The 25393-nt window shown below is 63.3% G+C and carries 12 protein-coding genes; 6 read left to right on the top strand and 6 right to left on the bottom strand.

Annotated features, from left to right (window positions below; translation table 11 throughout):
- Nucleotides 1-42: 42 nt before the first annotated feature.
- The 6 genes from dapB to Q5H31_RS03540 all read right to left on the bottom strand — a co-directional run bounded on the left by dapB (nucleotide 43) and on the right by Q5H31_RS03540 (nucleotide 11463).
- Nucleotides 43-795, bottom strand: a complete 753-nt coding sequence (gene dapB / locus Q5H31_RS03565; RefSeq protein ID WP_070122704.1) for a 4-hydroxy-tetrahydrodipicolinate reductase — start codon at nucleotides 793-795, stop codon at nucleotides 43-45.
- 204 nt (nucleotides 796-999) lie between these two features.
- Nucleotides 1000-2367, bottom strand: coding sequence for an MFS transporter (locus Q5H31_RS03560; protein WP_070122705.1), 1368 nt, complete (start codon nucleotides 2365-2367; stop codon nucleotides 1000-1002).
- Nucleotides 2364-3098, bottom strand: a complete 735-nt coding sequence (locus Q5H31_RS03555) for a GNAT family N-acetyltransferase (protein ID WP_003806711.1) — start codon at nucleotides 3096-3098, stop codon at nucleotides 2364-2366. Before Q5H31_RS03555 ends, Q5H31_RS03560 begins: the two co-directional genes overlap by 4 nt.
- Nucleotides 3099-3110: 12 nt before the next feature.
- Nucleotides 3111-3251 carry a hypothetical protein gene (locus Q5H31_RS03550; RefSeq protein ID WP_195229052.1) on the bottom strand — a complete coding sequence of 47 codons (141 nt, stop codon included), beginning with the start codon at nucleotides 3249-3251 and terminating at the stop codon, nucleotides 3111-3113.
- 20 nt (nucleotides 3252-3271) lie between these two features.
- Complete coding sequence (locus Q5H31_RS03545; RefSeq protein ID WP_302457513.1) at nucleotides 3272-7321, bottom strand: UvrD-helicase domain-containing protein; 4050 nt, start codon at nucleotides 7319-7321, stop codon at nucleotides 3272-3274.
- Nucleotides 7322-7383: 62 nt separating this feature from the next.
- Complete coding sequence (locus Q5H31_RS03540; RefSeq protein WP_302457510.1) at nucleotides 7384-11463, bottom strand: PD-(D/E)XK nuclease family protein; 4080 nt, start codon at nucleotides 11461-11463, stop codon at nucleotides 7384-7386.
- A gap of 270 nt (nucleotides 11464-11733) precedes the next feature.
- Between Q5H31_RS03540 and Q5H31_RS03535 the strand changes: the two genes are divergently transcribed.
- The 6 genes from Q5H31_RS03535 (at nucleotide 11734) to Q5H31_RS03510 (ending at nucleotide 25378) form a co-directional block, all read left to right on the top strand.
- Nucleotides 11734-13155 (top strand): serine/threonine-protein kinase, encoded by a 1422-nt coding sequence (locus Q5H31_RS03535; RefSeq protein WP_055309188.1) that lies wholly within the window; start codon nucleotides 11734-11736, stop codon nucleotides 13153-13155.
- A 136-nt stretch (nucleotides 13156-13291) separates the two neighbouring features.
- Nucleotides 13292-19360: an Ig-like domain-containing protein gene (locus tag Q5H31_RS03530; RefSeq protein WP_302457509.1), complete on the top strand. Its 6069-nt coding sequence runs from the start codon at nucleotides 13292-13294 to the stop codon at nucleotides 19358-19360.
- A 72-nt stretch (nucleotides 19361-19432) separates the two neighbouring features.
- Nucleotides 19433-20782 (top strand): MoxR family ATPase, encoded by a 1350-nt coding sequence (locus Q5H31_RS03525; protein ID WP_038444940.1) that lies wholly within the window; start codon nucleotides 19433-19435, stop codon nucleotides 20780-20782.
- Nucleotides 20783-20832: 50 nt separating this feature from the next.
- The gene (locus tag Q5H31_RS03520; protein WP_011743631.1) at nucleotides 20833-22053 is read left to right on the top strand and encodes a DUF58 domain-containing protein; all 1221 of its coding nucleotides are present in this window, start codon (nucleotides 20833-20835) and stop codon (nucleotides 22051-22053) included.
- Nucleotides 22050-24521: a transglutaminase domain-containing protein gene (locus Q5H31_RS03515; protein ID WP_038444936.1), complete on the top strand. Its 2472-nt coding sequence runs from the start codon at nucleotides 22050-22052 to the stop codon at nucleotides 24519-24521. The genes Q5H31_RS03520 and Q5H31_RS03515 overlap by 4 nt, the downstream gene beginning before the upstream one ends.
- Nucleotides 24518-25378, top strand: coding sequence for a PP2C family serine/threonine-protein phosphatase (locus Q5H31_RS03510; protein ID WP_038444933.1), 861 nt, complete (start codon nucleotides 24518-24520; stop codon nucleotides 25376-25378). Before Q5H31_RS03515 ends, Q5H31_RS03510 begins: the two co-directional genes overlap by 4 nt.
- The last annotated feature ends 15 nt before the right edge of the window (nucleotides 25379-25393 follow it).

Here is a 25393-nt window from a genome sequence, read left to right as displayed (position 1 = left end):
GGAGACACATGCGCCCGTCGGCAGTTTGAAAAAGAATTACGGTTACAGGTCGAGGAACTGGTCGAGGCCGACGGTCAGCCCCGGATAGGTTCCGGTGGAGACCTTGCGCACGGCCAGCAGCACGCCCGGCATGAAGGAGATGCGGTCGAAGCTGTCGGCGCGGATGGTCAGCTGTTCGCCGGAGTTGCCGAACAGCACCTCCTCGTGGGCGTTGAGGCCACGCAGACGCACGGCGTGCACGTGGATGCCGTCCACCACCTGGCCGCGGGAGCCGCCATCGGTTTCGGTGGCGTCCGGAACCGGACCCAAGCCGGCCGCCTTGCGCGCTTCGGCGATGCCCTGCGCGGTGTGGAAAGCGGTGCCGGACGGGGCGTCCACCTTGGTCGGGTGGTGCAGTTCGATGACTTCCGCGGATTCGAAATACGGCGCCGCGACCTTTGCGAAATGGTCGGCGAGCACCGCGGAAATGGCGAAGTTCGGCGCGATGAACACGCTCTGGCCCTCACGCGGAGCTGCTGCGAGCGCGGCACGCACCTGGTCGAGCTTCTCTTCGGTCCAGCCGGTGGTGCCGACCACCACGTCGACGCCCTGCTTGACGAGGGCGAGCACATTGCCCAGCGACACGCTCGGCACGGTGAATTCCACCACGACGTCGGTGTTTTCGGGGGTGATTGCGGCCAGGTCGTCGCCTGCGTCGAGCGCGAGCGCGAGTTCGGTGTCGGCGGCGGAATCGACGGCGTCGACCACATGCGAGCCCATACGGCCCTTGGCGCCGACTACGGAAACCTTGATCATTGCAGCTCCTTGATGCTTTCGCGGACGCGCATGTTGCGCATGTCGTACGTTTGCCGTGCGCGCTTGCCGCGCGCATAATCGCATGCGTTTTCACACATGTTTTTGAATCACGCGCCCACGTCCATAACGTGTTCCACTTACGAATCTAAAGAGACGCTTCGACGCGGAGGCAGGCGGCTATGACGCTTGACGATCGAACGTCGGTCAGCCGCGGCGACGCGCCAGCAGCCAGCCGATCAGCGCGAACGGAATCGAACAGCCCACGAACACGGCGGGCAGGCTCAATCCCGCGCTTGGATTGAAATGGTCGAGCACGATGCCGGTGATCATGGAGCCGAACGACGCGCCCATCGTGCCGGCGGTGCTCACCCAGGACAGGCCTTCGGTGAGCGATTCCTCGGGCACGGTCTCCTTGACGACGAGGTTGCCGGAGGCGAACACCGGCGAAATGGTCAGGCCGGTAAGGATCTCCACCAGTCCCATCACGATCAGGTTGCCCTGGCACAGGTGGATCACCACGAAGCCGACGGTCATCAACGCGAGGAACATGATCATGTGACGCCAGCGGGAGCCTTTGAGCTCGCGCGAGCCGAAGACCAGCGCGCCCATGCAGGATCCGACGGCCAGCATGGCGAGCTGCACGCCGAGCACGGAGTCGAGGTGCAGCGATTTCATGACGGCGGTCATGGATGTATCGAACGCGGTGAACGCCATGTTGAACACGATGAACACGGCGAGGAGCGGCAGCACACCCGCATAGGTGAGCACGTTGCGTTTCCTGCGGTCGCGATCGCCCGTCTTGAGCCGATCCAAATCGAAACGGTCCGCGGAAACCGCGGCACCAGCGGCACCGCCGGCCGCCAATCGCACGTCAGCATCGTCCGTATCGGCCGCGACGACCGTGATTTCGCGCAATACCGGCGGTTGAGTGTCACGCAATGCGAAGAACACGGCACCGCCGAACGCGCAGGCGAGGGTCGGCACGAACAGCTGTGATACGGGATGCACGGACGCGGCCAGGAAAGCCGCCAGAATCGGCCCGAAGATGAACACGATCTCGTCGATGGCGGATTCGAGCGCATACGCGGTGTTGAGCAGGTCCTCCTTGTCGGCGCGGTCGAGCACGTACGCCCAACGGGTGCGCACAAGCGCGCCGAACGAGAACTGCGTCATGCCCATGACCACGGCAAGCACGAACAGCAGCGGAATCGGCACGCGCATCAGCGCGGCGAACGCGAAGCCCAGCATGACGATGATCTGCACCGTCAGGATCACCGGACCGACCTTGCGCTGGCCGAACCGGTCGAACAGGCGCGCGTACAGCGGCGTGACCGCGGCGGTGGCGAGCACGTACGCGGCGCTCATCACGCCGGCGATCGTCCAATTGTCGTACATGTGGTTGAGCGCGAGCACGATACCGAGGCCCATCATGGACATCGGCAGTCGCGCGATGGCTCCGGACACGCAGAACGCCTTCGTGCCGGGAATGCGGAAAAGCTGCGCGTATGGCGATTGCGTTTTCTGCGATTCGTGCGGTTCGTGCGATTGCGATTGCGGTTTCGCGCCCGTCACGCCGTCACCTTTCCCCGGTAGATGAACATGTCGTCGAACAGTGGCGGCACTTCGCCGTCGGCACTGCCGCCGAGCCGGGCGACCGTCTCGCTTGCCGTGCGGTGCGCGATGCAGTCCAACCCCTTGTGGTCGTAGAAGCTCACGTCGCAGTCGGAATCGGTGTGCAGGTAGAACGCGGGCACGTCCCATGCGGCGAAATGCTCCTGCATGCGTCTCCAAAGCCGCCCGCCCACACCGTGGCCGCGCACGTCGGGGTTGACGATGAACAGTTCCAGCTCGCCCATGGTGGTTTCGTTGGCGCGCCCTTCGCGTTCCAGATCGAGTTCCACCGAGAAGCCGGATTTCAGCGCCGCCATATGCTTGGCGGCCTCCGGATCGGCGTCGATGCGGCGTTCCAAGGCCTTCATTTCCTCGCCGACTTCGATTTCGTCGAGCTGCGGCGCCTCGCCGGCGACGCGGATGAACGTGACGCCCGCGAGTGTGCCGTCGGCGGCGAACGCGCCGTTGGCGAACGTGGTCGGCAGCAGGTAGTGCAGCACGAAATATCGGGAGATCAGCCGCGACATGTCCGCGCCGACCTTGTCCACATCCTGCGGCCAGGTACGGTCGAACAGGTCGACCACCGCGTCCAGATCGCCCCAGCCGATGGGACGGAAGACGATTGCCGATGCGTTGTTTGTTCCGGCACCCATGCCGGCGTTCGGGATTGCGGTTGCGCTGTTCGCAGCCATATCAAACACTCCTTAACTGTCGTTGCGTCCGGCATGTGCGCCCGCCCACACATGCTGCACGAGGGTAGCGGCGTTCCTCCACAACGCTGCCTGCATAGCGGTTTCTCCCGCAGGCAGGCCGGAAAGCGCCGCTCCCCCGCTTTCTTCGGTCAAGGAGCCATTGCGCACCGGCACTAGTCGTTGTCGGATTGCTGCGGAATTCCGTAGCTCAACTCGGCAAGGATCTCTTCTTCTGTTTTGTCGAGGGCGTCAAGCTCCCGATCGGCCTCGTGAGGCTCACTCACATAGTAGAGACAGGCGTCGATTGCATCCAACGGCACCCCTTCCATCGCCGCGAGCAGCAGGCGGTACAGGTCGAGCTGTGCGAGCTTCTCCTTGATTTCGTCCGGTTTGCGTGGTTTTACGCCGGTTTTCCAATCGACCACGGTGTAGCGTTTCATCTCGTCCGTTTCGTCGAGACCGCCGAAGAACACCGCGTCGAGTTTGCCGTTGACGATGGTGCCGAGCTGGGACATGTCGACGACGAGCTGGCGTTCCGCCCATGCTGGACGTCGTTTTGCCCACGGCGAAGCGACGAGACGACGCTGCCAAGCGGCCAGTTTCCGTTCGTCTCGCAATTGGGCGTCCTGCGATGGTGCGTCCTGCGATTGCACGCCGCCGTTGTCCGCGTCGACTTGCGTATCACCTATCAATGCGATCAGTTCCGCACGCGACTGCGCGGCCATACCGGCAGCACCTTCCGTACCACCGATGCCGTCGACGTCCGCATCCGCCATGATGAAACGCTCAGCCCATGCGTGGAACCGCGTGCCGAGCTGTGCCGCCGGCGAGGCGACGTGCGGAATCGGACGGACCAGACCACGCCAGTAGGCGCGGGAGTCACGCTCGCCCATGGAGCCGGCGCGCGCTTGCAGCGAGGTGACGTTTTGGCGGCCGGCAGCAAGGATACGTTCGCCTTTGGCACGCACGGCCTCGTCGAAGGCGTCCTGCGATTCGCCTGCGTCAGCCACGTCCGGTTCCGGCATGAGATGTTCGTCGGCGACGAGCAGTTTGGCGAGACGCAGCAGTGAGTTTCCGGTTTCCGGCGATGGCGTGGCGGATTCATCGGCAACGTCGCCCTGCGTTCCCGTGGATTCAGCGATATTCGGTTCGTCGGATTCGACGGCACGTACCTGTTCGGCCGCGGCACGCAGCCTGTCGGCGACATCGGCGCTCAGATCGCACGGCCAAGGCAAAGTATGGTCGTCCGAGACCGGTTCGAGCGGCGTGTTCCATGCATCGCCCACCACGGCATTCTCGAAATCGCGGGCGTGTTCGCCTACGAAATAGCCGTCGGGCAGGTCAAGTCCCAGCGTGTTCGGGGAGCCGTCCACATCGTCGGACAGGCTGTCCGGTTCGCGTACCGCGGTGACGATTCCGTTCATCGAATCGCGCGTCTCCAGCCAGAAATTCGACGGCGCGGCGCTTTTCTTTCCCTCCGCCAGGCGGGAGTCGCGGCTCGTCTCGTTGCATCCGCTGTATACGAGCAGCGCCTCGTAGCGGGCGCGCGTCAACGCCACGTAGGCGAGACGGCGTTCGTCGGCGTGCAGTCGGCGGCCGTATTCCTCCTGTTGCGTCAGGTACAGGCTTGCCGGATCCATTCCTTCCATATCGTCGACGGCCATGGTTCGCAAGGTGCCGAACACCTCGTCGTCGATCACTTCCGCATCGTCCAATCCGTCGAGCGATTCCACGGGATTGCCCCCGATGGGCGCGTCGTGCGGGAATCGTGGCAGGATATCCGCGTCGGCGCGCACCGGAACCGGCACCGCGGACGGGTCTTCCAGCCAAGTGTGGGCTTTTTCGAAGTATTCCGGCGGCTCCCATACGCCGTCGCGCCGACCGCCCGGATGGTCTTCGTCCGTTTTGACGCTCAGGTGGTCGCCTTGACTGGACGGGAAGGTGCCGTCGCGCATGCCGACCACGGCCACGGCGTCCCATTCCAGGCCTTTCGACTGGTGCACGGTCATGAGCACCACATCGACGGGGGTATCTGGTGCGGTGGCGTTGTCGTCGGACGCGTCACGCAGCGAATCCACCCACGAGATGAACGCGCGCAGGCTTGGCGTGCCCTGCGCGGCGATTTCCTGCAAGTAGGTGTCCACCAGAGACAGCATCGCGTCGAGTGACGAAGCGGCATGCGATGTGGCACGATTGCCGGCATCTGGATGCCGCATCCGTTCGGCGAGCAGCAGGTCGATGTCCAGTCCGAGCGCGGTGATGGCCGTGCGTACCACTTCCGGCAACGGATGGCCGGCCGTGCGCTGCACCTGTTGGATGACGCGACCGGCGTGGATGACGCTCGCGGCTCCCGTACGGCTCAATACGCCGTCGACGAGGTGCCGCAGATCGCCGCGCAGCAGCACGTCGATCAGGAAGACGGCGTTGGGCACTTGGTCGCGGTAGGCGCGCACGGTGGCGCGGATGTCGGCGTCGGACGGATTCGCATCCGCCTCCACGATGCCGGCCGACACGAGCGCGCGGTAGCGTTGCGCGGTGTTGAGCCGTTCGGCGATGCCGGCGAGCGCCTGCAGATCGTCGGCGGACAGGCCGAATCGTGGTGTGGCGAGCAGCCGCATGAGCGCGGCGCTGTCGGTGTGGTCGCATACGACGTGCAGCAGGGCGAGGATGTCTTTGATTTCGGGACGTTCCAGGAGTGCGGCCTGGCCGACGACGAGTGTGGTGAGGCCGGCTTGTTCCAGTGCGTCCTCGTAGGCTGGCATCTGCGTTTTGGAGCGGAACAGGAGCGCCACGTGCGGACGGTTGTCTTTGGCTCCGTCGGCGAGCTCGTTTTCGGTTGGCGTGTGCAGTGCGATCGCTTGTTTGGCGAAGCGTACGACGGCGTCGATTTCCTGGCCGAATGTGGCGTAGCCGAGCACGCCGAGCGTACCTTCGGGGGCATTGTCGATGTTGGCGAGCGGGGGCACGTCCACTTCGCGCATAAGCGAGCTGCCGCGACGTCTGGCGGGCAGGCGCAATGGTTTCGTCAGATTGTTGGCCGCTTCGAGCACCATGCGCGAGTTACGTCGGGTGACGGTCAGCGTGTAGGGCTTGTCGGTGGCGTCGTGGCCGAAGTCGTGTTGCAGCATGCGGAATGCGCCGGGGCTGGCTCCTCGCCATGCGTAGATCGATTGGAAGGGGTCGCCGACGGCGTTCACCGCGCTGCGATGGGTGGAATCGGCGTGGAACAGTGCGGTCAGGAGGGCCGCCTGCGTGGTGGAGGTGTCTTGGTATTCGTCGAGCAGCACGTGCGTGTAGCGTTTGCGGTAGGTGGCTCCGATGGAGGGGAATCGGGTGACGAGTTGGAATGCGGCGATGGTGAAGTCGCTGAATTCGGCCATGTTGAGGGCGCGTTTTTCGGCGTGGTAGTCGGCCACGAGGTCGAGTAGCAGGTCGCGTTTGCGGGCCGTGCCGGCCAATTGCGCGGTCTTGTAGACGCAGAGTTGGTGGCATTGGGCGCGGTATTCGCGCATGCGGGTTTCGAAGGCGGTGTCGGATTCCTTTTTCTTCTGTTTCGGAGCCTTGCCCACTTTCGGCTCGCCATCGGGAACGTCCTCGTCTTCAAGCGCTTTGGCCACTTGCGCCACGAACGCCTTATCCCATGCGCGCACGCGTTCCACGGCTTCGTCGAAGCTGGTGCAGTCGCTGCCGATCATGGCTCCTGCGATGGCGTTGGATAGGGTGAACACGTTGCCGGCGATGGTGGAGAATTTGCCGAGTTCGTCGCCGCCTTGGTCGAAGGCCATGAGCTGGTCCATGTGCTTGTCGAGCACGGTGTGGATGAGCTGCAGCGCTCCGGCTTCGCTCAATGGCTGCGTGTTTTGGTCGAAGCCGACGAGCAGGCCGTATTGGCGCACGATGGTTTGGAAGAACGCGTCATAGGTGGAGACTTCCGGTTTGAGGAAGGCGACGCGTGTACCGCGTCCGGCTTGGTTGCGTGTCACGGCAGCGGAGACGCGCGAAAGCAGTTCGGAGGCGGCTTTGCGTGTGAAGGTCAGGCCCAGAATCTTCTCGGGACTGATGCCCTGGTCGATGAGGGTGATGATGCGGCGGGTCATGGTGTAGGTTTTGCCGGAGCCGGCGCCCGCCACCACGACCACGTCCTCGTATGAGGGGGCTTGGATGACGGCGGCCTGTTCCGGACTGTCGGTGAATTTCGGCGTGGCGGCCGGCACAGTGCCCATCGCATCGCCCTTTGCTGTGGCCCCGTTCGTTGACATGCTTCCGTTCATACCGTTACTCCCGTTCATGCCACGGTCCTTTCGAATACGGTGTTCTGCTCGCCTTGGCAGGCCGGGCAGACCCCACTGCCGTACGTTCTGCAGTATCCGACGTGTTCCACGGTCGGACGCGCGGTGATGCGGGTGGCCCGGCTCGCCGCGGCCGCATAGAAGACGCGGGAGATCATGGTCAGCGACCATACCGTCATCTTCGACCGCGATTCCAGAAGTTGCTTCCAATGTTCTTCGCTGACCTGCGCCGGCCGTTCGACGTCGTCGAGGCCGCTGGTGAAGACGCTGGCCATTTTGGGCACGTATTTGCGGGGTATGAAATCGCCCGCGTTGATGCTTCCGCCGGCGAACAGCGCCTGCTGGTGGTACGCTTCGTCGCCTTGCCCTTTGCGTGGCGCGGGTGCCGCGTATTCCATGACGTGGAACAGGGCGCTTTGGGTGATGTCCGGCATGGCTGCGATCGCCTGCGCGCCGCGTTTTCCGCCGTGTTCCGGGAATGCGAGGCCCAGCTGGTAGCAGACGAGCTGCAGGTCGCTGAACAGGGAGCGTCCGTTTGGCACTTTGCCGGTTTTGTAGTCGATCAGCCGTACCTGTTCGCGGCCGTCTGCGGTACGGCGGTGTTCAAGACGGTCGATTCTGCCCGACAGGCGTACGGTGAGCCGGTCGCTCATGCCGGTTTCCGGCCAGCCGTCGACGAGCGCGCCCATGATGGCGATGAGTTCGTCGCGGGAGATCGGAGCGTTGCCGTCGATGGCGTTGTAGGCGTCGAGGATGTCGTCGAAGTCGAATCGCGCGGCGAACTGCCGTTCCGCTTCGGCATGGTCCAATGTTCCCACGGTGATGTTTTCGGTGTTGTTCGACGGGTATCCCGTACGGTTCGACTTGACGAAATATGTGGCGATGTTGCGCAATGCGACCGACGCCTTCGCGTCCTTGCCGAGCGCCTTGTACCGTTCCTCGGGGTCGTCGATGGCGTTGAGGTCGCCACGTAGGGTCTTGTATCGGCTGATCATCCATTGGGCGATTTCGTCGATGTTGTCCTCGTCGCTTACCGCGGTGTGGTTTTGGGGCAGGTCGAGGCCGGCTTCGGTGGCCTGTTGCGCGACGGCGTGGATGAGCGAGCCGAAGCTGGTGGCCGCGCTGCCCATGCGTGGGCCGGCGAAACGGTTCTCCAGCATCCAGCACACCGGGCACGCCCACAAACTGTCCACGGCGGATGGAGAAAGGGTGACCACGTCGGATTGGCCGTCCGTTTTTTCGATGGATTCCGGTTGTTCGATAAGCTTCGCCTTGTCGGCATGCTCCGTTTTTCCGTCAGATTCCATCTTGCCGTCGATTCCCGTCATATCGTCGGCTCCCGCATGTTCCGTAAGGAACGCCCAATTGTCGGGATTCGCGGCGGCGATGCCATGCGATGCCAACAACGCCAAGGCTTGCGCGGCATCGCGCGCTTGGGGGGAATCGGCCGGCGCATGGGCCAGCACGCTTCGCGCGGCGGCGACCAGGCCACGCGGGTCGGCCTCCAGTCCCGCGTATTCGCCGGCCTCGCCGACCGCCGTGTACACGCGTGTTTCCGCATCGGCATCCCGGTCGCGGTCGAACCATTCCGGCAGGTAGCCGTAGAGGAAGTCGGACGGCACATGGTCTTCGTTGAGGACCGCGCTTACCGTCACGCGCTCATCGGCGCGGGTGAGCGCCACAAGGAGGCTTTTCTGTTCGGAGGCGAGCACCGCGGCGAGCTGCGCGTTTTCGCGGCCTGCGGAAGTGACGATGTCGTCGGACAGTCGTCCATGCAGCATGATGTCGGCGAGCTCCTCCCCGCCAAACAGGGTGTTGCGCGGTGAGAGGTTCGGCCATTGGCCTTGTTGGAACGCAGGCATGAATACTAGTTTCCAATGTTTTCCGGCAGCTCCGGCGGGCGTGGCGAGCGTCACGGCCTGATCGATCGGCGCGGTATGCGCCAGGGAGTCGGCTTCGATGGCGAGCGCGCGGACCTGTTCGATGAACGCGTCGATGGTGTGCGCTGCCGTCACGCCGTTCGATTCGCCGCCGGACGCGTAGCTGAACAGGCGCATCGCGGTGTCGAGCCGGTCGTTGGCCGCGCGGCCTTCGGCGTTGTTGCGCAACGCCGTTTTCTGCCAGATTTCGGCTTTGCCGAACGCCTGCCATGCACAGTCGAGCATGTATTGCGGTTCGTGGGATGTCAGGCGTGCCTCCGACCGCAGGGTATCGTCAAGCATTTTCCACAGGCGTGCGAAGGCTTGCGCTTGGGGGTCTTTGCGGCCCAGTACGGAGGCGATCGCGTCGAGCACGCGGTCAGTGTCGCCTTCCAATAGCAGGATGTACAGCGCGTTCATGCCGAAGGATGGTTCGTCCGCGTCCTCAGCGGCACGCTCTCCCGTCATCAGCCGGTCGTCGGTGTCGATTGCCGGCAGGCCCATGTCGGCAGCGTTTTCCGTGTCCGACGCCGATGCCGCCACGCGTGCGGTGTGGAAGGTTTCGACGTAATCGTTCCAATCGTCGATCAGCTGTGGCAGCAGCGCGCGTCCGGACGTGTCGGACGTGGTCGGATCGGCTGTATCGTCATGCAAAACCGTGGCCAGCGAGCCGAGCGCGTTCATCGCCGATTCGACCACGCACAGCCGAGCCGGACGTTCGCCGGGGGTGGTGATCAGCGGCGAGTTCATGATTGATGCGACGCGTGAGCGCACGTATGCGCCGGCCGTGTCGAGGTTCATGGACGAGGTGGCGATGCCTTGCCGTTTCAGTTCGGCCAGTTCGATCATGGAGAACAGGCCCTGCACGAACGGTTCGTCCTTGAGGGGGCGGGTCACGCTCGAATAGCGTACGGGCACGCCGTCGGCGCGTAGCCGTTCGCCGAACGTGCGCACGGTGGCGTTGTCGTGGGCGATCACGGCCATGTCGTTCCAGTCGCGGCCGTGTTCGAGATGTTCGGTTTTGATTTTCCACACCACGTCGTCGAGTTCTTCGACGGTGGAACGGTACATCGCGGCTTCAAGACTGCCGTCGTGCGTCTCCGGTATGGCGATGGCCGGCATTTTGCCGGGGCGGTTCGCCAGCGCGTCGTCGGTCGATTCCGTGCTGGCGATGGTCAGGCTCACGCGGCTCGCCACCGCGGCCAGGTCCGTGCCTTCGGCCATATGGGACGGTTCCAGCCGTACCAGTCGCGCGCCCAATCGCGATTGCGCCATGTTGAACAAATATTCAGGGTACGATCCGCGGAACGTCTGCACCGCCTCGTCGGGGTTGCCGACGAGCAGCAGTCGCACGCCACGGTTGCGCAATGCGGTGAGAAAGTCGAAGCCGGCGAGTGTGGCGTCCTGGAAATCGTCGACGATGACGAGTTTCGGCAGGTCGGACGTTTCGGCTTCGTTCACGGCGGCCGCGGCGTCGATCATGAGCTGCGAGGCGTCGAGACGGTATTGGTCCGGATATGCCTCGTTGATGGCCTGGTTGTATTCGGCGCGCAGCGCGAAGGCGAGCCGCCATTGCACGCGCAGTCGTTCGCGTCGTTCGTCAAGCGTGCCGTGCTCGTCGGCAGCGCGGGAAATCAGCGCGTCTTCGAGTTCCGGTTTCGCGCCGATCTCGTTCATGCGGGCAAGCATGTCGCGCAGCTGGTTGGCGAAGGCGTCGGTGGCGTCGTCCACCACCATGCCCGACCAGTCGGCGACCACGAAGTAGGTGCGCAATAGCGCGCAGGTGGAGCATTCGTCGCCGTGCTCGGCATGTTCGGCATGCTTGGCGAGCACGCGGCGGATGACCACATCCTGTTCGGCCCCGTTGAGCAGTTTCGGCAGGGGTTGTCCGGCATGCGATCGCACGGCGGTCATGATGCGGAACGCGACGGCTGGCAGGGTGGTGACGGGGCGTGCCTGCGAGATCGCGGACAGTTCGCGGATCACGGTGTCGCCGAGCCGGTCGGCCACCTGTCTGCCGGAGACCGTCATCACGGCGTACGCGTCGCCATGCCGCTTCATCGCAGCGACCAGCATGTCCAGCGCGAACCGGGTCTTGCCGCTGCGGGGTGCCCCCGCAACCAATGTCGCGTCATCGAGATCGTCCACATCCATCATGTCTCCCCAGCTTAGCCGAACGGTCCGGCTACGAATCGCATATCATCGTCCGAAGCCGTCCTGAAAACGTCATCGTGGACACCGCCATCTTTATATATGGACATCGATACCCTCTACAAAGTTTTTCGGACACCGCCACCAATAAGATTGACTAGCGGCGCATCCCGGGAAGGTTCAACAGCGAACAGACGGCCTGCCCATGACGACGAGTACGGTCGAAGCATAGACGCAACGCACGGAACCGGGCAGGAACTACAGGAAAGAGGAAGCATGGAAGCCTCAAGGAGCATTCCCCCTCAGATTCCCGGCTACACACTGATCAAACGGCTGGGCTCCGGTTCCGAAGCCGACGTGTACCTGTACCAGCAGCTTTCCCCGGCCCGTCAGGTGGCCATCAAAATCAGCAAGAACACGCTCGACCCACGTGCCGCGGTCCGCTTCCGTTCCGAAGCGAATTTCATGGGGCAGATCTCCACACACCCCTACATTCTTTCCGTCTATGAGAACGGCGTGACCGTCAACGGGCGCGGCTACACCGTGTTCGAATACGCTCCGGGCGGCAATTACAAGACGTTTCTCGAGCATGGCCGTCTCACCGCCGACCAGATGCTCACCGTCGGCATTGATCTGGCGAGCGCGCTGTTCACCGCGCATCGCAAAGGCATCATCCATCGAGACATCAAGCCCAGCAATATTCTCATCAACGCGCACAATATGCCCATGCTCGCCGATTTCGGCATCGCCGGGACCGTCTATGGGCGTCCGGGTGTCGGCTTCACCATCGCGTGGGCCGCGCCGGAGGTGCTTGCCCAAGGCGGTGGCGGTAATGAATCGTCCGATATCTATTCGCTTGGCGCCACGCTGTTCGCCATGCTGATCGGCCAATCGCCGTACGAGTATTTCTACGCCGATGTGCTGGGCGATTCCCAACGGCAGGTGCGGGCCGAACGGCTCAAGTCCGTCATTCTCAACAATCCGCTGCCCAAGCTCAACCGTCCCGACGTGCCGGCCGAAGTGGAACGGGTGTTGCGTAAGGCCTTGAGCCGTACGCCCGAGGATCGTTACTATTCCGCGTTGGAGTTCGCGCGCGACATGCAGCGCGTGCAACAGGCCTTGTATGGCCGTGCCGTGCAGACCACCGTCGAGGGTGTGCCGGATTATCCGCAGAACATGTACGCGCAGACTTCCGCATTCGACCAGTCCGCCCCGGTTGCGAAACAGCATGCCCGGTGGGCGAAGCCGTTGGCCGTCACGGTTGCTGCGGCGGCCGCCGTGGTCGTGATGGCGTTGGCGTTCGTCACCGTCGTCATGCCGAATATGGATGCGTCCTCCGACAACAGCAAGGTGCAGGTGCAGAACCATGGCGCCCAGAACCATGCCGAGGACGATCCCGATTCGGCGATCACGTCGGGCAGTGTGCCGAGCGTGCAGGATCTTACGGGCGAATACACCGCCGACGGCAAAGTGCGGTTCACATGGGTCAATCCTTCGCCGAAGGATGGCGATTCGTACGCGTGGTCGCTGGTCGGCGATTCGGGAACCGACCCGAACGCGCAGGGCACCACCACGGAGTCGACGAGTATCGAAATCGATCCGGCCGACGGCGCGCAGACGTGCGTGCAGGTGAGTCTGGTTCGCGCGGACCGGCAGATGTCCGAGAATCCCATGATCGCGTGCGCGGCCAAGCCGTGAGTTTGCGGCCGGATGCGGGTGACATGAACCGATACGAACCAATACAGCCCGGCATGCATGCGGGCAAACAGGTAGGCGCATGCGGTTGGATGCGCGGTCAAGCAAAGTTTGGGCACAATCAGGGAAGAGCCAGTCGATGAGCAAGCATAGGAACGCCGAGAACCAGTCGGCGCAATCGTACGAACGGCAGTTGCGATTCGGGTCGATGCTGCGCAAGCTGCTGCCTTCCGGCAGTCGCCGGTGGATCACGCCGATCGTCATGCTGCTGCTGTTGCTGGGCATCGTCGCCGGGGCCGTCATCGTCAGTTCGGTGACGCAACGTCACGTGCAGCTCGACGATGGCACCGTGTGGGTCACTTCGCTCAAGGACCGCAAGGCCGCCCGTTTCAACGTGCGCAACCGGGACGCCGATGCGGGCGTCGCCTCCACTGCGGCCCGGTTCGACGTGGCCCAGCATGATGGCTCCACCGTGATCTCCGAAGGTACGAAGGCCAGCAACATCGAGGCCTCCACCGTCAGCGAAAGCGGCAACACCACCATCAAATCGGATATGCGGACCGTCGTCGGAGGCAACACCGCGGCGTTCATCAACGTCAAGACGGGCAATGTGTGGGTCGGGTCCGCCGATGATGTGAAATCCATGAATCCGACCACCGATTCGCCGAAGATGAAGCTGGGGTCGGGTGGCCGTATCGCGGTGACGCATGACGGTGTCGTCTACGGCTACCGCACGTCCGACGGCGCGGTGCTCAGTGTCGACGGACCTCAGGGAACGCCCGGCAAGGATGCGACGATCAAGGGCGCCACGAATGTCGAATCGTTCACCGTGGTCGGCAAGACGCCGGTCGTAGCCGGTGCCGGCAAGGTGTTCTGGCCGAAGGGCAGCGCGGATATCGGCCTGCAGGGTCAGGCGACGTTGCAGGCGCCATCCACGGATGGCAGGCAGACTGGCTGGGTGGCGGTTTCCACGCCGCGGGGCATCGCCATGGTCGATTTGGGCAGCAAAAAGGTCACGCAGCTGCCGAACGCCGGCAAGGGCGATGCCGCGCAGCCGGTGTCCACCAATGGCTGCGTGTTCGCCGCGTGGGCGCAGAAGGCCAACAATTACATCAGGGTGTGCGCGGCGAACGACAAGGACGCACAGTTTTCCTCGTTGGAAGATGTCAATCCCACCTCGCAGCTCGTGTTCCGCACCAACCATCGTCTGGTGGTGCTCAACGACGTGGTCAACGGCAATGTGTGGAATCCGCAGGAGTCCACCAAGGTCATCAAAATCCAGTGGAACAAGGTGGAGACCAAGCAGTCGAAGCAACAGCAGCAAAACAACGACAGCGCCAACAACCAGCACAATTTCAGCAAGAACTGTTCGGCGCAGTCGGGGCAGATCAAGGCCGTGGACGATTCGTTCGGCGCGCGCGTGGGATCGCAGCAGATTCTCGACGTGTTGCGCAACGACGAGCAGACCGACTGTTCCGTGCTGCGCATCACGTCGGTGAGCGCTCCGGATGGCGCGAACATCACCGTCTCCCCCGTGTATGACGGCCGGTATCTGCAGCTCGACGCCTCCGGTGCCGCCGCGGGCAACGTGTCCTTCAGCTATGAGATTTCCGACGGACGCGGGCAGACGTCCAGCGCCACCGTGTCGCTCACGCTGGCCGGCGGCGACGACCATGCGCCGCTGCAGAGCGACACTCCGCCGGAAATCGACGTGGAGCAGGGTGCTTCGTACACCGCGAACGCGTTGGGCAGCTTCTCCGACCCCGACGGCGATCCGCTGACCTTGGTGTCGGCATCGCCGCAGAACACCGATCAGGTGACGGTGTCCACGCGAGCCGACGGACAATTGGTCTTCAACGCCGGTTCGATGTCGTCCGGCAGGGCGGGCATCGAGGTCACGGTGTCCGACGGCCAGCAGACCGGCACCGGCATGATCTACTTCTCCGTGAAACCGGCGAACACGCTGGGCGCGGTCATCGACCCCGTGGTCAAACAGACCACGCCCGACACCCGCACTACCATCGCGCTCAAACCGTACGTGCACGGCACGTCCGTCGAACCGGCCGAATTGACCGCGGTGGAGACGCCGTCCGGCGCGGCCACCACCATGAACGCCACCGACATGTCGATCACGTTCACCGCCTCCAATCCCGGCACCTACTATGTGCCGTACACCATCACGCAGGGTTCCATTCCGTCGACCGGTCTGGCTCGTGTGGAGGTGCAGGCGGTGGCCGGAGACGCCGCCAAGCCGATCGCGGCGAACGATGTGGCGCTGCTCGGCGCGGACAATACCGCGATCGTGGAGCCGCTTGCCAACGACGTCGACCCGATGGGCGGCGTGCTGTCGGTGACCAGCGTCACCGCGGACGCGCAAAGCGGCATCAAAACCGGTGTGGTGAGCAACAAGCGCGTCTATATCACCGCGCGTCAGGTGCCTACCGAGCCGGTGCGGATCTCCTACACCGTGGCCAACGCGGCCGGATCGTCGACCGGCGTCATCGTCCTGCAGCCGCCGGCGCTGACCACGTCGAATTCCGTGCCGAAGGCCGAGAACATCACCACACAGGTGCGCACCGAAGGCATCGTGTCCGTGGACGTGCTCGACCATGTCACGTATTCCGACGGCACCACGGTGAGCCTGCAGAACGACTTGCAGTATGACAAGAACACGTTCAAGGGTCTGGTGTTCGTGTCCGGCGACACCGTGCGCTATCAGGCCACCAGACAAACCGGCTCCTTCCCCGTCACCTACACGGTGAAGGACAATCTCGGCAACGCGGCCTCGGCCACCATCACCATCAACGTGCATCAGAAGGACGCGTCCAACAAGGCGGCTCCGACACCGTCCGACGTCGAGGCGCAGGTGGCGGCCGGTCAGAAGGTGCAGATTCCGATCACGCTCACCGGCATCGACGCTGACGGCGATGACGTGCAGCTGCTCGGCTTGGGCAACAAAGCGCCGAAACTGGGCCGTATCAGCGAGGTGGGCGCCACGTATCTGGTGTATGAGGCGTATGCCGATTCGTCCGGAACGGACACCTTCTCCTACGCCGTGGAGGATTGGACCGGTCAGAGGGCCACCGCGCAGGTGCGTGTGGGCGTGTTCAAATCCGGAGCCGATTCGGGTGTGTACGCGCGCGACGACGAGATCACGCTGCGTCCGAACACCGCGGCCACCGTGCCGGTGGCGCAGAACGACATTTCCGGGGACAATACTGATCTGACCGTGTCCAAGGACGTGGAATCGCAAGGCATCGGCGGCATTCAGGTCGTTGACAACATGCTGTCGTTCACCACGCCGAAGCAGGCGGGCACGTATTACGTGGTCTACACCGTCAAGGACAAGGCCGGCCTGTCCGATTCGGCGACGTTGACGGTGAATGTCGACGAGAACGCCGCCATCGACCCGCCGACCGCGTACGATTACCGTGTTCCGGCCGCCGCCACGATCGACAAGAAATCCGTGGACGTGGACGTTTCGCAGTGGATCGCCAATCCGTCCGGCACCGCCGACGAGCTTCAGGTGGGCGTGGATCCTTCCGCGACCGACCATGCGCATGTCAAGGGCGGCAAGGATTCCACCATCATCACCGTTGATCTGACCGACGAGGCGCGCGCGGTGCCGTACACCGTCACGAACACGACGTACGGCATCACGTCCACCGCGTTCATCCAAGTGCCCGCATATGGCGTGTTTCCGCCGGTTCTACGTCCGAAGGCGCCGGCGTTGAAGGTCAATGCGCGTGAGACCATCACCATCAACATCGCCGACTACGTGCGTGTGGGCGCGGGCAAGACCGCGTATGTGGACGGCGCCGATTCGGTGAGCGCCACGAAGGCCGCGGACGGCGACCTGTACGTCAACGACCAGACGTTGAGGTTCACCGCGCCGAAGGATTACGCGGGTCCCGCGTCCATCACCTTCACCGCGGTGGACGGCAAGCGAGACAAGAACGACAAGGTGAAGATCGTCAATTCGGCGGTGCTCACGCTTCCGATCACGGTGATCGGACGTGAGGTTCCGCCGCCGACGTTCTCATCCTCCACCGTCGATGTGGTGGCCGGCGAGAAGGCCACTACCATCGATCTGACGGCGCTGACCCATTCGGCGTCGGGCCTGTACGAGGATGAGAAGCAGTACTCGTATTCCGGCGGCGTGAATTCCGGCAGTGTGGATGCCAGAGTGTCTCCCTCCGGCACGTTGACCGTGTCCGCGGACAAGACGGCCACGCCGGACACCACAGTGAGCGTGCCCGTCTCGATCAAATATGCGAAGGGTACGGTGAGCGCCGGTATGACCGTGCGCGTCACCGCGTCCAACAGGCCGCTCGCCCGTGTCACCGAGAAGACCGTGAAAATCAAGGCCGGTTCCAGCGAGCAGGTGAATCTGCTGTCCGACGCGTACAATCCGTTCCCCGACACTCCGCTGACGGTGACCGGATGCACGTCCGATGGCGCGTCGAAGCTGACGGTGGATTGCCCGTCCAACGGCGTGGTGTCCATCAGGGCGGCTTCCGACATCGGCGCGAACACCAACAAGGTGGTCGTCACCGTGCGCGACGCCACCAAAACAAAGGAACGTGAGGTGACCGGCACCATCAGCGTTTCGGTGATGGACAAGCCTGATGCGCCGCTGCTTTCCGCGGTGTCCGGCGACCCGCAGGATGGCGCCGTGAATCTGAGCTGGACGGCCGGTTCGGCCAACGGCAGCCCGATCACCGAATACAAGGTGATGTGGGGCGGAGACGCGTCCGGCGAGCGCTCGTGCGGGCAGAAAACCTCCTGTCTCATCGACGGGTTGAAGAACGGCAAGACCTACTCGTTCAAGGTGCAGGCCAGGAACGAGGTCGGCTGGTCCAAGGATTCCAACGCCGTCGAGGGCACGCCGGACAAGCTGCCTGATGCGCCGACGGATGTGACGGCCAGTGTGAAGGGCAACACGGTGAGCGTCACGTGGAAGGCTCCGGACGGCAATTTCTCGTCGGTGAACAATTACGAGGTGACTTTGTCCGGCAGGAACGCACCGTCCAAGCAGACGACAAATTCCACCGGAATCGATTTTGTTTTCGATAACAACGCGATTTCCGACGGCGACTCGTACACGGCTACGGTACGCGCCCACAACAAGGTGAATTGGAGCCAACCGTCCAAGGCGTCCGACGCGGTCAAGCCGTGGGGCAAGCCCGATGCGCCGAAGATCTCCGTGACGAACGACGACACCACGGGAACCGTCACCGTCGAATCCGTGGGCAACACCCGCAACGCGGGATGCAAGGCCGTCGAGATTTCCGGAGATGTCAGCGCAAGCATCGACGGATGTTCCGGATCCTACGATTTCAAGATTCCGGACCATGATCTCAACACCAGGGAATACACCATCAAGGCGGCGGTGGTCGGCAAGGAGAAAACGACCAGTGACGATTCGACCGTACGTTTCACACCGAAATACGCGGTGAAGGCGCCCGAATCGGTCAGCGTCAAGGGGCATGACGACGTGTGCGTAGTCAGTTGGAAGGAGAACGGCCACGCCGACGGGTTCACGGTGAGCGCGGACGGACTCGGCTCCTACCATGCCGGCGCTTCCGAACGATCGCACGATTTCCCGCTCAAGGAATGGCAGTTCTGTTCCTCGGGTTCCGTCACGCAGCATTTCAATGGCGCGGCAAGCACCTCCAAGTCCGGCAGGGCCGATCCGGCATACGTCCGCAAGGTGAAGGCCGCCGTCAAGGCGCCGATGCTGACGTGGGACGCCAATGATCCGAACATCATCAAGGTCAGCGGCGGATCGGTGAACATGTACGGCCAGCCCGGCAAAACCGTGATCACCTTCACCGCGGACGGCAAATCCTATGACGTCGCCTGGGCATTGGGCTCCGACAAACTGAACGTCAAGGACGTGCTGCCGACCGGAGCCGATTACGCGTGGAAGGCGAAGGTGGTGGGCACCGACACCGCGCTCAACAACGAGGACAATGGCGGCACACTGCTGGACCATGACAGGTACAAGGCTCCCACGCCGAAACCCGAACCGTCGGAACCTTCAGAACCATCAAAACCGTCGGAGCCATCGGATTCTGACGCGTCCACGGAAGGCGAAGCGGCCACGCGGAATGACCGGCCTGTGGCATCCTCCGTCGCCCTGTCCACCGTCGACGGCGCATCCAAGCCTTGGATCCGCGGCCTGGCCTACTACGCCAGATGGTGAAACGGACGATCACAGCAATCGCAAACACAACGAACCATCCACACGAGCAACACAACAAGCAAGGAGCAACCCATGAGCAACGATTTCGATGACGCCACCCAGCTGGGTTCCATCGGCCATAATCCAAGCGTTCCCAGCCAACCCGGCCAGCAGCAGCCGGCGTTCCACACGCCGAATCTGCCGGAACAGCCGCAAGCCGATGAGGATCCGGAGGGCACGCTGCTGAGCGCGCACGGCACCACCCAACCGGCGTTGCCGCAACAGTCCGCCCCGGCAACGCCGAACCAGCCGCGGTTCCGTCAGCCGATGCCGCAGAACCTTCGCCAACCGGCCGCCAATCCGGCAGTCGCAATGCCCGCGCAGCAGCCCGTCCAGCCAACCCAACCCGTCCAACCCAGCCAGCCTGTACAGCCCGTCAAACAATCCCAGCCGGTCGTCGACACGTCCATGATGACCGCACCCAGCAAAGACATCACCGAATTCCATGAGAAGTTCGCCAAGCTCGTAGACAACGTCTCCCAGGTCGTGGTCGGCAAGGAAGCACCCATCCGCCAATGCGCCACAGCCATGGTGGTCGGCGGGCACATCCTGCTCGAAGACAACCCGGGCACCGGCAAAACCCAGCTGGCGCGAGGCCTTGCCAACTCCATCGACATGTCGTTCAAACGTATCCAGTTCACCCCGGACCTGCTGCCGTCCGACGTGGTCGGCGTCACCTACTACGACCAGAAGCGCGGCGAATTCGAATACCGCGAAGGCCCGATCTTCGCGTCCATCGTGCTCGCCGACGAAATCAACCGCGCCTCACCGAAAACACAGTCCGCACTGCTCGAAGTCATGGAAGAGCAGAAGGTCACCGTCGACGGCGTCACCCACCCGGTGCCGCAGCCGTTCATGGTCATCGCCACCCAGAACCCGATCGAACAGCTCGGCACCTACAAGCTGCCGGAAGCGCAGATGGACCGTTTCCTCATCAAAACCACCATCGGCTATCCAAGCCACGACGTGAGCGTCAACATCCTGAAACAGGTCAACGTCACCGACCGCGCCGCCACCGTGCATCCGGTGCTCACCGGCGAAGACGTGCTGCGCATGCGCAACATCAGCGAAACCGTGCATCTCGACGACGCGATCCTCGAATACATCGTGCGACTGGTGGAAGCCACCCGCCACAACGAACGCATCCAAGTCGGCTCCTCCATGCGAGGCGCGCTCGCCTTGACCCGCTGCGCGCGCGTATGGGCCGCCTCCGACAACCGCGGCTACGTAGTGCCCGACGACGTCAAAAACCTCGCCGTACCCGTGCTCGCGCACCGCATCACCCTCACCGCCGAAGCCACCTTCGCCGGAAATACCCCCGAACAGATGATCGGCCAGATCCTCGAAGACGTGCCGGCCCCGACCCTGGGCGCCAACGCCTGAAACACAATCCGCCCCCGGCATACGCACCACACAATCCGAAAGGTCAAGGAATGCGGCATTCGCACACAGTGCAGCGCAGACGGACCATCCAACGATCCCTACGCCGCCTCAAACATCGCATCAAGCGACTGGCCACCTCATACGTGTCGCCGCTTGGCTGGGCGGTGACGGCGCTCGCCGTCGCCTCGCTGGTGGCGTTCGTCCTGCTGGGGTGGCATGAGCTGCTGGCCATGGCGGTGGTGTTCGCGGTCATGCTGGCCGCGGCGGTCATGCTTTCCCTTGGCAACACCTCGTTCCAAGCCACCATCGACGTGTCCAGCAGACGCGTCACGGTGTCAGACACGGTGAAAGTCGACGTCTGCGTGGACAATCCAGGCCGCACCCCCACCACGTCGGCGCGCGGCGACCTGCCCATCGGAGACAACCACGAACGGTTCGCCATTCCCATGCTCGCCGCAGGCCAGTCACGCCAGACGACCGTGGAATTCACCGCCGTCAGCCGCGCGGTGCTGCCCATCGGCCCGCTATCCATCCGCAAAGGCGACCCGTTCGGTCTGATCCGCCACGAAAAGAAACTCGTGGACCAGATCAACGTGTTCATTCATCCGCAGACCGTGCTGCTCAGCACCCTGAACGCCGGCATTCCACGCGATCTGGAAGGCCAGCCAAGCGGCGAAATCGTCGACGACGACCTCGACTTCTACGGCCTGCGCGAATACGAGCCCGGCGATGACGTACGCAACGTGCATTGGCTCAGCTCCGCGAAAACCGGATCGCTTATGATCCGCCAATACGAAGCCACCCGCCGTACCGACACCGCTCTGACCATCAGCGTGAACCCGGATGATTACATCGATTCCCAGGAATTCGAACTGGCCGTATCCGTCCACGCCTCCATCGGCGTGCAATGCCTGCAGCAGAACCGGCCAGTCACCGCGCATGCCGGTTCCACGCACGCCATTCCGCGCAACGCCACGGAATTTCTCGATGGCTGCAGCGGCATCGACCCTGACATCGACGACAATCCCAACCTCGCGCAAACCACTCTCGAACATGCCCCCGACGCATCCTTCTACTTCTTCACCGTCGGCAGGCTCAAAACCATCGACGACATCAAACACATGGTCCTCGCACTCCCCCGCTCCGCAACCTGCGTGGTGCTTCAAGCCGCAACCGGCCAACCGCGCGCCATCAAACGCTACTCCGACTTCACCTTGGCAACCGTGGGAGACCTCAACGACCTCCCCATGATCATGGGGGTGCTGGCATGAGCACCACATTCACCAACACCGGCAATTTCACCGGCAACCTCACCGGCACAGGCACCAACTCCGCCAACACCAACACTGGCATGGCAACCGGCACAGGCACCGGCTCATGGGCGGACTCCACCCACTCCGTCATCTGGATGTCCCGCAGCGGCAAGTCCCCAGCCATGCCCAACACCAACCAGCCGCACGCCGCGCAATACGCAAGCCTCACGGTCGCCGCCCTACTGACCATCGCCGCAGCCAGCAACCTCATCGACGTATACGGCTCCGCCCTGTCTTGGACGAGCGCCGCAATCCCCGCCACCATCATCGGCTCGCTCGTGGCGCTTGCCGGTCTCGTTCCCGCGTTGCGCCTGTGGTGGCAGATGTTGTTCATGGCGTGTGCGCAGCTGGTGGTCGGCCCGGTCATCTTCCTGAATGGCACCACCATCGCCCATGTCATTCCCACATTGCGCACGTTGACGCAAGGGTGGATGCGGATGCTCGGCTCGTTCAAATACCTGCTGGCCATCGACCCGCCGACCGGCACCGGCGACGGCTCGCTGCTCGCCGTGTGGACGATTTGCCTGTGGGCCGCGCTGCTGGCCGGTATCTTCGCGGTTGCGGAGGATGGCCGGCTTACGATGGTCGCGGTCGTTCCCGTCGTGGCGAATCTCGCGATCTGCGCGCTGCTTGGCACGTCGAGCGGCTTCTACCGTATGGCGATCGGCACGATTATGGCGGTCGTGCTGGTGGTTTGGGTCAGCGCGCGTTGGAAACTGTTGGAATTGGGCCGTTGGCTCAGTTCCGTAGTCATCGTGCTGCTGGCTTCGGCTGTGGCGATCGGCGGATGCTTGGTGGTCGGGCAAAACCGCACCATTCTGCGCGACCATTATGATCCGCCGCTGAGCCCGTACGATTACACCAGCCCGTTGAGCGGCATGCGTTCGTATATCAAGAACCATAAGGACGATGTGCTGCTGACCGTCGACGATCTGCCGGCCGGTTCCACGGTGCGTTTGGCGGTTATGGACCGTTTCGACGGCAATGTGTGGAACCTGTCCGATTCCACCATGGCTTCGGATTCCTCCAACTACCATCGTGTGGGCGATTCCATCACAAACAACGCCACCGGCAAGCGGTTCACCGCGAAATTCACGGTCAATGACGGTTTGAGCGACTATTGGCTGCCGATGGCCGGCGCGGCTTCCAGCGTGAAGTTCGCCACATCGTCGGACGCCGATTCGTTCTACTACAACACCGACACCATGTCGGCGATCTACCCTTCGCGCACCTCTCCGGGATTGTCCTATACGGAAACCGGCGTCATTCCGCGGACGCCGACGGATAAGGAGATCGCCAAGGCGAATGCTTCCTCCATCAGCCAGCCCAAGGCGGAAGATGTGCCCGATTGCGTGGATAAGCTGGCCACCGCGATTGCGGGCGGCCAGTCCAAGGGCGGCGAGGCCGCGCAGGCTCTTGCCGACAAGCTCAGGGAATCCGGCTGGTTCTCCCATGGTTTGAATGGCGATTACCCGTCCAGGGCCGGTCACGGCAACTATCGCATCGACCAGCTGCTCGCCGGCAGTGCGATGGTCGGAGACAGCGAGCAATACGCTTCCGCGATGGCGCTTATGGCCCGCAGTCTCGGCTTGCCGAGCCGCGTAGTGCTGGGCTTCCTGCCGAAGAACGACGAGGGCGAGATCAGTGACAGCCGCACCGAGAAGCATGGCAAAACCACCACCACGAAATTCACCGGCAACGATGTGACCGCTTGGGTGGAGATCAAGCTGGACGGTTACGGATGGGTGGCGTTCTACCCGACACCGAAGGAAACGAAGGTTCCCGACGAGAACCAGAATCTCACTCCGCCCAATCCGCAGACCTTGGTGCGTCAGCCTCCGGTGCCGCTTACCGATCCGCTGCGTGACGACAACCAAGCCAAGGGCAAAACATCGCTTGGCGGCAGCATGGCCGACGAGACGCCGACGAGCCTGTTCTGGCAGCGTTTCGGCAGAATCGTCAGAAAAGTCGCCATCTACGGCAGCCCTCTGTGGACGGTGCTCATCGTCTGCGGCCTGCTGCTCGCCATCAAGTCGATCGCCCTGGCTCGGGCGCGCAGGCATGGCAGCGCATCGCAACGCGTCGCTGCCGGATGGCAGGCGGTCGCGGCGCTTGCCCGGCAAAGCGGCCTTGACGTCCAAGGCACCAGAAACGAGCAGGCGCAGGCCATCGCCGAACAGATGGGCTTCGAAGCCGATACACTGCTCGCGCTGGGCAGGGAGGCTGATTACGCGGCCTTCTCCGGAGGCGATGTCACGCAGGAGCATGCGGAACGCTACTGGCATGACATCGCCGAAGAACGAAAGTTCATGCTCGGCTCGCTGCCGACGTTCCGCAGGTGGCGGGCGAAACTATCGCTTGCGGACATGTTCCACTTCCGGAAAATCCGCTTGCGGAAAATCGGTGTGAAAGGGCGGGACTCATGAACGTCAAACATATTGAGGTCGGTCTGAACAGCAATATCGGCTTGCGTAGGAAAGACAACCAGGACAGCGCCTGCGCAAGCCACGGCGTGTATGTGGTGTGCGACGGCATGGGTGGCGGCAAGGGCGGCAAGCAGGCCAGTTCCGATGTTGCGGAACGGTTCGCGCGTTTGGCCGAACTGCCGACGCGCGATCTTGACGCGATTGACGAAACGCTGATCCTTGCCCAGCAGGAGGTGCTCCGTCTGGGTGAGCAGCTCGGCGGCGTTGCGGGCACTACCATCAGCGGCGTGCTGCTGCCGACGCGTGTCGGCGATGACGCGATATGTTCCGACGAACGGTGTTACATCGTCAATGTGGGCGATTCCCGCACGTACCATATGCGCGCCGACGGCAATGGCGCGTGGCTGGCGGATTCGCTGACGTGCATCACCCGCGACCATTCGGAACGGCAGAACGCCATCGATTCGGGGCAGATGCTGCCCGATGAGGCGAGCCGTTGCATTCCGCGCAACATCATCACGCAATGTGTCGGCGCGCCTGCCGGCATCCAGCCTGACTGGTACGCCGCGCGTGCGGACGGACGGTTCATCATCTGTTCCGATGGGCTGCATGCGCAGATCGGCCGTGAGCAGCTTGCCGAGATCGCGGCGGCGTACGCCGACCCGCAGATGGCCGCGGACATGCTGGTACGCGCCGCGCTGAACGCCGGCGGCCGCGACAACATCACCGTCATCGTGGTGGATATGCGTTCCGATATGCCGTGCGACGAGGATTGGAACGTCAGCAAGATCGGCGATGACGAGGATATCGACGATGCGCTGGACGGTACGTTGCAAACGTTACGAGTCATTCAATAAGATGGTTACAGACCA

It is taken from the genome of uncultured Bifidobacterium sp., from assembly GCF_959020155.1.
Taxonomy (GTDB): Bacteria; Actinomycetota; Actinomycetes; order Actinomycetales; family Bifidobacteriaceae; genus Bifidobacterium.
Note: the sequence above shows the minus strand (reverse complement) of the source record. Positions and strands in the feature narration are given on the sequence as shown.